Below are 7,676 nucleotides of genomic sequence, written 5' to 3' on the forward strand. Positions count from 1 at the left end.
CGCGTTGCAGCCGCTTGCGTCGCCGCCGCGGTGTCGCGGTCGCAGCTTGCGCAGCTCCTACAGCCGGACTTCCAGCCGCGTCGCGACCTCGGGCTTGCCCTGTAGGAGCGACGCGAGTCGCGACCGCGAACCGCCGGCCACGACGCAACCTCCGCCGCCCCTCACCGCTCCGGCCAATACCACGCCGGCGCGTCCAGCAAGCCCTGCCCTTCCACTTCGGTCTGCCCGAACGGCTTGTGCAAACGGATCGCGTTGCAGCCGTCTTCGTCCTCCAGCGCCGCGACCAGGCGCGAGGCGTGCGAGACCACCCACACCTGGCTGCGCTGGGAGGCGCGCGCGATCAACCGGCCCAGCGCCGGCAGCAGGTCCGGGTGCAGGCTGGTCTCGGGTTCGTTGAGCACCATCAGCGGCGGCGGCCGCGGGGTGTGCAGGGCGGCGATCCACAGCAGGTAGCGCAAGGTGCCGTCGGACAGTTCCGCCGCCGACAGCGGCCGCAGCAGGCCGGGCTGTTCCAGTTCCAGCACGAAGCGGCCGCCCTCGCCGGCCACGCGCACGCGCGCGCCGGGGAAGGCGTCGTCGACCGCCGCGGCCAGCGCGCGTGCGTCGCCGATCTCGACGATGGTCTGCCAGGCCGCGGCCAGATCGCGCCCGTCGTGGCTCAGCACCGGCGTCAGCGTGCCCAGTTGCGGTTGCCGCGCCGGCGCCTGCGCGTCGCTGCGGAAATGATCGTAGAAGCGCCAGCCGCGGATGGTTTCGCGCAGGCTCAGCACCTCCGGCGCCGCGCGCGGGTCCGACAGCTGCGCGAACAGGCTTTCGAACGGGCTCAGATGCTCGGCGGCGACGCGCCAGCCGCGGCCCTCGCGCACCCGCGCCAGCCCGCCGCGGCGGTCGACCAGCAGGTTGGAACTGCGCAGGAACGGGCCGCTCCAGATCGCCTCGCGCTTGATCTGCGGGTCCATGCCGAACAGCGTGTTCGACGGGATCGGCAGGCCCAGGTCGATGGCGTAGCCGTACTCCTCGCCGGCGAAGCCCAGCCGCAACGCCACCGGCGCCTGGCGCTGGGTGCCCTGCACCGGCACCTCGCCGCGCTTCATCCGCGCCGACAGCGTTTCCGGCCCGGCCCACAGCGTCGACGGCAGCCCGCCCTCGCGCGCCAGCGCCGGCACCACCCCGCCCTGCGCGGTTTCCGCCAGCAGCCGCAGGGCGCGGTAGAGGTTGGACTTGCCGCAGCCGTTGGCGCCGGTCACCACGTTGAGCCGGCCCAGCGCCAGCTCGAGTTTGTGCAGCGAGCGGTAGTTGGCGATCGCCAGGGTGTGCAGCATCGGTCTGGTCCGGGAAGGCGAACTCGGCCAGCCTGCCGCGGCCGCGTCTCAGCGGCTGCGCCGCCGGCCGCGGGCCGTACCAGCGACCGCACGCACGTCCTTTTTAAGCAATGGATCACGTTATCATGCGGGCGTGAGTCGTCGTGCAGGCCGGGTTCGCCCGGCTTGTCTGCGTCTGGGGACCCTCCGGCCGACCTCCCGCTGCCCTGCAGCGTGGCCGAAGGAGGACGTTCGCGCTCCGTCGGGAGCCGCGGCCGCACGCGCCGCGGCAGGATGCTGTTCAAGACAGTTTTAAGGAACGAAACGATGAAGACCGCTAATCGGGGAATCCAGGCCGTGGCCTGCGTGGTGGGCCTGGGCGTGGCGCTGACCGCCGCGCCGGGCTGGGCCCAGCGCAAGAGCGCGCAAGAGCTGCGCGCGCAGAAGACCGCGGAAATTCCCACCTGCTCGAAAAACCTCGGCTCGATCTCGGTGATCGAACCCGAAGACGGCACCAACTGGTGGAGCGGCCAGCAGCTGCCCGCGCCGAGCAAGCTGATCAAGGTGTTCGTGCAGAAGTCGCGCTGCTTCACCCTGGTCGACCGCGGCGCCGGCATGGACATGGCCATGCGCGAGCGCGAACTGGCCTCCAGCGGCCAGCTGCGCAACAAGTCCAACATCGGCAAGGGCCAGATCCGCGCCGCCGACTACGTGCTGGTGCCGGACCTGATCGCGAAGAACTCCAACGCCGGCGGCAACGCCATCGGCGGCATGCTCGGCGGGCTGATCGGCGGCAACGCCGGGCGCGTGGCCAGCAACCTCAACTTCAACAAGAAGACCGCCGACGTGGTGCTGACCGTCACCGACGTGCGCTCCTCCGAGCAGGTCGCGATGGCCGAAGGCAGCGCCAAGAAGACCGACATCGGCTTCGGCGCCAGCGGTTCGCTGTGGGGCAGCAGCGGCCTGGGCGGCGCCGGCGTGTCGGGCTACGCCAACACCGAGATCGGCCAGGTCATCACCATGGCCTATCTGCAGGCCTACACCAATCTGGTCGCCGAGCTCGGCGGGCTGTCCGGCAACGCCTCGGCATCGAACGCGCAGCAGGCGGTCACCGTGGTCAAGGCCGCGCGCCTGTTCGCCAACGCCAACGGCAGCGGCAAGGTGGTGCGCCCGCTCGAGGCGGGGATGATGCTCTACCCCACCGGCAACAAGCAGGGCGCGATGTGGGAAGTGGAGGACGAGCTCGGCAACAAGGGCTGGGTGACCTCGCTGGCGCTGGAACTGTCGAAGTAAGCATCGCCGCGGGCGCCCTCCCGCGCGCGTTGCGCGAAAGGCCGCCGGGCGACCGGCGGCCTTTTTCGTTGGCGGCTTTGTCGGCGCCGGTTTCGCTGACGCTGGCGCAGGTGGCGACTGCGTCCGCGCGGTCGCTGCGAACGCGGCGATGCGCACGCTGCGGCGGCCAGCGCGCGGCGCCGATCCGCGAACCGGACTGCGTGCGCGAACCGGGCTTATGATCGAAGCCCCTCCTCCGCCGGCACCGCGCATGGCTCCCGCCGACGGCGATGATCGCCCCGAACGCCCCGGCGTGCTCGCCGACGCCGCCGGCCGCTTCCGCCGGTTCGCGCCGCGGCGCGAGTTGCGCGGCCACGTCGAAGCGATCTGGCGCAGCCGCGTCGCCGACAACCTCGACGCGCCGTTGGTGATCGTGCCGGACGCGCGCATCGACCTGATCTGGACCGGCGCGCAGTTGTTCGTCGCCGGCCCCGACACCGGCCCGGCGCTGGCGCGGTTGCCGCCGGGCGCGCGGGTCACCGGCTTCCAGTTCCATCCGGCCGCCGCCGGCGCGCTGCTGCGCGCGCCGATGCACGCGCTGCGCGATGCGCGGGTGGACTTCGCCGAATTCGTCGGTGCACCTGGACACGATCTGGCCGCGCGCGCGGCCGAAGCCGGCGGCGACGAAGCGGCGCTATCGATTCTTCAAGACGGCCTGGCCCGGCTGCTCGCCGACGCGCCGGCGCCGGACTCGCGCCTGCGCGCCGTGTACGCGCGCCTGGGCCGCGCCGGCGACGACGGCGCCGATCTGGCGCGGCTGGCGCGCGCCGCCGGCCTGAGCGAACGCAGCCTGCGCCGGCGCAGCCTCGACGCGTTCGGCTACGGCCCGCGCACCCTCGCGCGGATCCTGCGCTTCGGCCGCGTGATGGACGCGCTGCGTGCGCGCCGCGGCGAGCCGCTGGCCGAGCTCGCCGCCGCGCTGGGCTACGCCGACCAGGCGCACATGAGCCGCGAAGTCGCCGCCTTCAGCGGCTTCGCCCCGGGCGAAGTGCGGCGCCAGCTGGCCGCGCCGCTGGCCGTTTCGTTCAAGACCAACCGCCGCGGTTGATCTACAACATTCCCTCGCCTCCCATCGGACTCCGCCATGCCCAACCCCGACCGCAACCTGCGCCTGGACTACCTCGAATTCAACGTCGCCGACATCGCCGCCGCCAAGGCCTTCTACGGCGCCGCCTTCGGCTGGCGTTTCACCGACTACGGCCCGGATTACTGCGAGTTCGACGACGGCCGCATGAAGGGCGGCTTCAGCGCCCACGCCGCGCCGCGGCCCGGCGGCATGCTGGTGGTGATCTACGCCGACGACCTCGCCGACGCGCGCCAACGGGTCGAAGCCGCCGGCGGCCGGATCGTCGCCGAACACGAATTCCCCGGCGGCCGCCGCTTCCACTTCACCGACCCGGACGGCTACGAGCTGGCGGTGTGGACCGAGGTCTGAGCCGCGCGGATGTGCGATCACGGGGCGAGCCTGGGCTTGCCCTGTAGGAGCGGCGCGAGCCGCGACCGCGCTGCGGCAGGTCGCGTCGCGAGCGCGGTGTCGCGGTCGCAGCTTGCGCAGCTCCTACAGTCGGGCTTCCAGGCGCACCGCGACCTTGGCCCGCCTTGCTGGTAATTTGAACGCATCCCGCGCGACAACGATCCGCCCTCTCGAACGCCCGCCCCGCATGGCCTACGAACCGATCCACATGACCTGGGACTACTGGGACGGCCCGCGCACCGGCATCGCCGATTGCGAAGGCCGTCCGCATTATTTCGCTTGCCAGTTCGATCCGCAGCAGGAGGAATACCGCGATCTGTTCGCGCTCACCCCGCTCGACGCCGAAACCTGGGCCTGGGCGCAGGAGCATTGGGCGATCTGGCAACGCTGGGAGGCCGAGGTCAACGCCGGCCGGCTGACCCCGCAAAGCCATCCCAGGCATGGCCAGTTCGACCCGCGCTACAACGAACTCGAAGCGTTGATCGACGCCGGTATCGACCGCCTGCGTGCGCAGGCCACGCGCCGGCGCGGTGCGGTGCGGCGGCGCGCGGTCGAGGGCGAGCTGTTTCCCGGGCAGTGGAACCGTTACGAGATCGAATGGTCGGCGCCGCTGGATGAAGACGCGGGCGACTGAGCGCCGCCGGCCGCCATCGTCGAACTCAAAACCGAATCCGGGAACGCAAATGGCCATTGAGCAAGGACGCGACCGCTCTCCCCCTGGTACTGCAACCTCGACTGCGGCCGACCGCCGCCTCGTTCTGCTCGGCGCATTGCTGCCGCTGCTGGCCGCGTCCTGCGCCGAGCCGGCCGGCTGCGCCAGCGAGCCGGCCACGCACCCTCAGGGCCAGTGCCGCGCCCGCTACTACCAGACCGATTTCGGCGACCACGCGGTGACCCAGGCCATGGTCGAATGCATAACCGCCAACAACACCCTAGGCGGCAACATCGTCGCGATCCCGTCGCTGCGCGCCGGCATCGGCCTGCGCTGGCTCGATCCGCAAACGCTGGAAGTGGCGACCGCGCCGGGCGGCCGCCGCGACGACGCGGGCTCCTCGAGCGTCTACGACGGTCTGCGCCTGCGCTACGTCTACCGCGACCTGCGCCGCGACGAACCGGCCTGGGCCGGCTGCGGCCTGGCCAAGCGCGCGCACTGAGCGCAAGCAAGGCGGGGACGATGCCCGGCACCGGTGGCGCGCACGTCCACTGCGCTGTACCCGATGGCGCCATATCTGAAAGAGTGCATCGGGACTGAAGTCCCTTCCACACCATCCATGAGCGCCGCGCCAATGCGGCGACAGCGGTTACACGCTCGCGTTCTTCCAACGCCCGCGCGTGAACAGCCACAGGGTGAACACGCCGACCGAAGTCTCGGACACGAACACGGCCCAGAACACGCCCAGTTCCTTCCAGCCCAGGTGGATCGCCAGCCAGTACGACAGCGGGATCTGGATCAGCCAGAAGAACACCACGTTGATCTTGGTCGGGGTGACGGTGTCGCCGGCGCCGTTGAAGGCCTGCACCGTCACCATCCACCAGCCGTAGATGAAGAACGAGTACGACAGGATCCGCAGCCACTCGGCGCCGACCTTGACCACTTCCGGATCGCCGCTGAAGAAGCCGACCAGTTGCTGCGGGAAGGCGAAGAACAACACCGAGACCACGATCAGATAGCCCATGTTGTACCAGCCGATATGCCACACCGAGGCCTCCGCGCGGTCGGCGTGGCCGGCACCGAGGTTCTGCCCGACCAGGGTCGCGGCGGCGTTGGACATGCCCCAGGCCGGCATCATCGTGAACATCATGATGCGGATGGCGATGGTCGCGCCGGCCACCGCCTCGCTGCCGATCGTGGCGAGGATGCGCATCAGGAAGATCCACGCGGTCATCGCCACGATCATCTGGCCGATGCCGCCGAGCGAGGTGCGCACGATGTTCCACAGCATCGTCCCGCGCCAGGCCAGCTGCGCCATCGTCACCCGGATGTGCTTGCCGCCGCGGAACAGCGCCCACAGCTGATACAGCACGCCGGTGCCGCGGCCGATGCAGGTGGCGATCGCCGCGCCTTCGATGCCCAGCGCCGGGAACGGCCCGGGGCCGAAGATCAGCAGCGGGCACAGCACGATGTTGAGGCCGTTGGACAGCCACAGCACGCGCATGGAAATGGCCGCGTCGCCGGCGCCACGGAAGATCGCGTTGATCACGAACAACAGCATGATCACCGCGTTGCCGCCGAGCATCCACTGGGTGTAGCGGTAGCCGTGCTCGATGCTCCAGGCATCGGCGCCCATCAGCCGCAGCAGATCCTGGGCGTAGAAGATGCCGGCCAATGCCGGCACGATCGACACCAGCAAGGCGATCGCGATCGCCTGCACCGCGGTGAACGCGGCCTCCTCGCGCTTGCCCTCGCCGATGCGCCGCGCGATCACCGCGGTGACCGCCATCGCCAGGCCCATCGCCACCGCGTAGAGCAGGAACAGGTAGCTTTCGGTCAGCCCGACCGTGGCCACCGCCGAGGGGCCGAGCTTGGAGACGAAGAAGATGTCGACCACGGCGAAGGTCGATTCCAGCACCAGCTCGAGCACCATCGGCACGGCCAGCAGGAACACCGCGCGGCGCAGCGGGATCTTGGTGTAGTCGGCGTCGGTGCCGCGGACTGCGTCGCGCAGTTCGCGCCACAGCGATTGCGGAGCGGTGGAGTCTGTGGCATCGGCGGCCTGGGCCGCCGGAGAGTCGTGGGTCATCGCGTAGTCCCTGCGTTCGATCGCACCGACGCATGTTAGGGCCCCATGCCCGGCTCGCCAGTGACAACAGTACGACGTTGCGCAGGATCCAGAATCGACATCTCAACCGGTGAGATCGCGCAACCGCGACGCGCGTCGGCGCATCTGTTGCAGTGCAACCTGAACTGCGCTCCACGCTTGCCAGGTTTTTCGCTGGTCGCCGTTGCGGGCATGTCGATCCGGCGCCCGCCCGTTCGTCGCCCCAGTGAGGACCACGCCTCGCCACCCATCTGGAGAACCACCATGTCCGGTACCGTCCGCCTGCTCCGCGTCTTCACCAGCCCGCCCGAGCGCGTCCACCGCGCCTTCCTCGACCCCGCCGCGCTGTGCAAGTGGCTGCCGCCGGACGGCTTCACCTGCACCGTGCACGAGCTCGACGCCCGCGTCGGCGGCCGCTACCGCATGAGCTTCACCAACTTCAGCACCGGCAACGGCCACAGCTTCGGCGGCACCTACCTGGAGCTGGTGCCGAACGAGCGCATCGTCCACGACGACCGCTTCGACGACCCCAACCTGCCCGGCACCATGGTCACCACCATCACCTTCCGCGCCGTGTCCTGCGGCACCGAGGTGCAGGTGGTGCAGGAAGGGATTCCCGAGGTGATCCCGGTCGAGCAATGCCATCTCGGATGGCAGGAGTCGCTGACCTTGCTGGAGCGGTTGGTGGAGCCGACGATTCCGGAGTGAGTCGAGATCGCAACACGCCGAAACGAAGACGGCGGCCCCATGACGAGTCCGCCGTCGCGTTCCAGACTGTAGGAGCGGCGCGAGCCGCGACCGCGACAACGC

At 70.3% G+C, this 7,676-nt stretch carries 8 protein-coding genes; 6 read left to right on the forward strand and 2 right to left on the reverse strand.

Annotated features, from left to right (window positions below):
• Window positions 1-161: 161 nt before the first annotated feature.
• On the reverse strand, window positions 162-1,322 hold the full coding sequence (locus BLU84_RS05510) for an AAA family ATPase (RefSeq protein ID WP_074863791.1): 1,161 nt from the start codon (window positions 1,320-1,322) through the stop codon (window positions 162-164).
• A gap of 306 nt (window positions 1,323-1,628) precedes the next feature.
• Between BLU84_RS05510 and BLU84_RS05515 the strand changes: the two genes are divergently transcribed.
• From BLU84_RS05515 to BLU84_RS05535, 5 genes are all read left to right on the forward strand, one after another.
• On the forward strand, window positions 1,629-2,594 hold the full coding sequence (locus BLU84_RS05515) for a CsgG/HfaB family protein (RefSeq protein ID WP_074863793.1): 966 nt from the start codon (window positions 1,629-1,631) through the stop codon (window positions 2,592-2,594).
• 250 nt (window positions 2,595-2,844) lie between these two features.
• Window positions 2,845-3,681 carry a helix-turn-helix domain-containing protein gene (locus BLU84_RS05520; protein ID WP_074863795.1) on the forward strand — a complete coding sequence of 279 codons (837 nt, stop codon included), beginning with the start codon at window positions 2,845-2,847 and terminating at the stop codon, window positions 3,679-3,681.
• A 36-nt stretch (window positions 3,682-3,717) separates the two neighbouring features.
• Entirely contained in the window at window positions 3,718-4,068 is a 351-nt protein-coding gene (locus BLU84_RS05525) for a VOC family protein (RefSeq protein WP_074863797.1), read from the forward strand.
• Between the two features lie 226 nt (window positions 4,069-4,294).
• Entirely contained in the window at window positions 4,295-4,741 is a 447-nt protein-coding gene (locus BLU84_RS05530) for a hypothetical protein (RefSeq protein WP_074863798.1), read from the forward strand.
• Window positions 4,742-4,790: 49 nt separating this feature from the next.
• Complete coding sequence (locus tag BLU84_RS05535) at window positions 4,791-5,261, forward strand: hypothetical protein (RefSeq protein WP_139174708.1); 471 nt, start codon at window positions 4,791-4,793, stop codon at window positions 5,259-5,261.
• Between the two features lie 147 nt (window positions 5,262-5,408).
• Here BLU84_RS05535 and BLU84_RS05540 read toward each other — a convergent pair whose 3' ends face one another.
• Window positions 5,409-6,848 (reverse strand): MATE family efflux transporter, encoded by a 1,440-nt coding sequence (locus BLU84_RS05540; protein ID WP_074863803.1) that lies wholly within the window; start codon window positions 6,846-6,848, stop codon window positions 5,409-5,411.
• Window positions 6,849-7,130: 282 nt separating this feature from the next.
• Here BLU84_RS05540 and BLU84_RS05545 point away from each other — a divergent pair, with 282 nt between their 5' ends.
• Window positions 7,131-7,574, forward strand: a complete 444-nt coding sequence (locus BLU84_RS05545; RefSeq protein ID WP_074863805.1) for an SRPBCC family protein — start codon at window positions 7,131-7,133, stop codon at window positions 7,572-7,574.
• Window positions 7,575-7,676 lie beyond the last annotated feature (102 nt).

Source organism: Lysobacter enzymogenes, assembly GCF_900106525.1.
Lineage (GTDB): Bacteria > Pseudomonadota > Gammaproteobacteria > Xanthomonadales > Xanthomonadaceae > Lysobacter > Lysobacter enzymogenes.